Annotated in this window: 2 protein-coding genes; both read right to left on the bottom strand. The window is 53.6% G+C overall.

Annotated elements, in window-relative coordinates:
- Positions 1-76: 76 nt before the first annotated feature.
- Complete coding sequence (locus WMP96_RS11680; RefSeq protein ID WP_340433617.1) at positions 77-1,216, bottom strand: hypothetical protein; 1,140 nt, start codon at positions 1,214-1,216, stop codon at positions 77-79.
- Positions 1,204-1,535, bottom strand: a 332-nt coding sequence (locus WMP96_RS11675; RefSeq protein ID WP_340433614.1) for a hypothetical protein, incomplete at its 5' end; no start/stop codon positions are given. The genes WMP96_RS11680 and WMP96_RS11675, both read right to left, overlap by 13 nt.

Raw genomic sequence — 1,535 nt, 5'->3', positions numbered from 1 at the left:
GTTCGAATAGTTGCCCTAAAGCCGCAGGGAACCCCGGAGTCGACCTTCACTAGGCAACGGGGGTAAAAGGAAAGGTTTAGAGTTCGTCGACGCCGGCAAGCAGGGAGCGAATTTCGGGGCAGTTAGCAAACTTCCGCTTTAGCCGACCCAAGAATTCTTCAAAGGAAGTTGGTTCAGCAACCTTTTGGATTTTCCCGAGCAACTCATACGCTTGGTCGCAACCGTACTTGTTTTCCAACTGCTCCTCGACTTTTCGCATCAGAATGGGAATGGTCTCGTCCGGCAAGTCCGGAAGAAGCTGTTCTGCCAAGCTCCATTCAATTGCGGCGTCCGAGGCTGTTGCCCAAGCACGCTCCGGATCATTTAGGCACACGTACTGGAACATCGCTAGGTCCCATGGTTTATCCCGCAGGCGAGTCTGGATGAGTACTGACGCGGTGTCCCCTACGGCCGCAAAAAGCCCACGCGCAGTCGATAGCATTGGAAAACTATCGAAGGCTATCCGGTGCACGGCGGGGCTGCGGTGGGGAAAGTGGGCGTCGCAAAGCGCGGCCCAAAAAGTAACGATATGGAAAGTATCCTCCGTGGGCAACGCCAGCATGGCCTTCTCTGAGTACCTATAGGCGAGGTCAAACTGACCTATCTCCGAAAGGCCGCGAATCAGCTGCTCGTATCCGTCCGTATGAGTACGATATACGTCCTCGACAGAGCCAGAAAGCACCGCGAGCCGACGCCTCGCATACGCGCCATGCCCCCGCTCGCGAAGTTCCTTCACGCCCTCTACGCCTAAAGATTCCTCGTACTGCAACGGGTCAATATCTATTAGTTCCGCGTACGGCGACTCAAGAATGCCCAAGAGCCACTGGGCCAAGTACAGCGCGTCAATCTTTGATAGTTGAGCTGCATGAGGTAGTTCCTCTGCCAAGCGCTCGGCACTCCAACGCACGGCGTCGTTGAAATCCTCAATATGCGGCAACAGTTGCAGAACTTCGTCAACTGCGCGTTGTGCCACTAGGAAGATATCGTGAACCTCTATTGGCTCAATTCCATAGCCGGCTAGAAGATGAGGCTCAAACATGGCAGTCTGGAGCAGCTCGCCGGCCTGCCACACCTGGTCGGCGTACTGGCCCGAATCGTCGGGGTCAGCCAAGTTTAGTCCGGTGGGCTTTACAAAGTTAATGGTTACTTCGGCAAGCGTCTGCCTTACTTCTGGCATTCCTTTAAATCCGCAAGAAATTCCTTGAGAGATTCCGTGAGCTCCCATATTTGGTTACGCTCCTCCTCAAACATGCGATCAACGAGGAACTCCACACCACCCAGTTCATCCGGATGCAAGCTGTCTAAATAGGCCAGAAGCTCATCGACGTCCTTTAAGCCTTGAATTCCCTGCTCTACTTGTCCCACCACAGTAGAAATCTGCCTTTGGTCCATGCTGTTGAGACTAGCAAAACGACGAAAGAAGAGGGCGGTGGTGTGCCGTCCTCTTCTTTGTTGTATTTTGTTGTGTTTTTGTTGTTTGGTGTCGGCGGTGACTT

It is taken from the genome of Corynebacterium sp. KPL4035, assembly GCF_037908325.1.
In the GTDB taxonomy this organism is placed as follows: domain Bacteria; phylum Actinomycetota; class Actinomycetes; order Mycobacteriales; family Mycobacteriaceae; genus Corynebacterium; species Corynebacterium kefirresidentii.
This window is presented reverse-complemented; position numbering and strand designations above follow the sequence as displayed.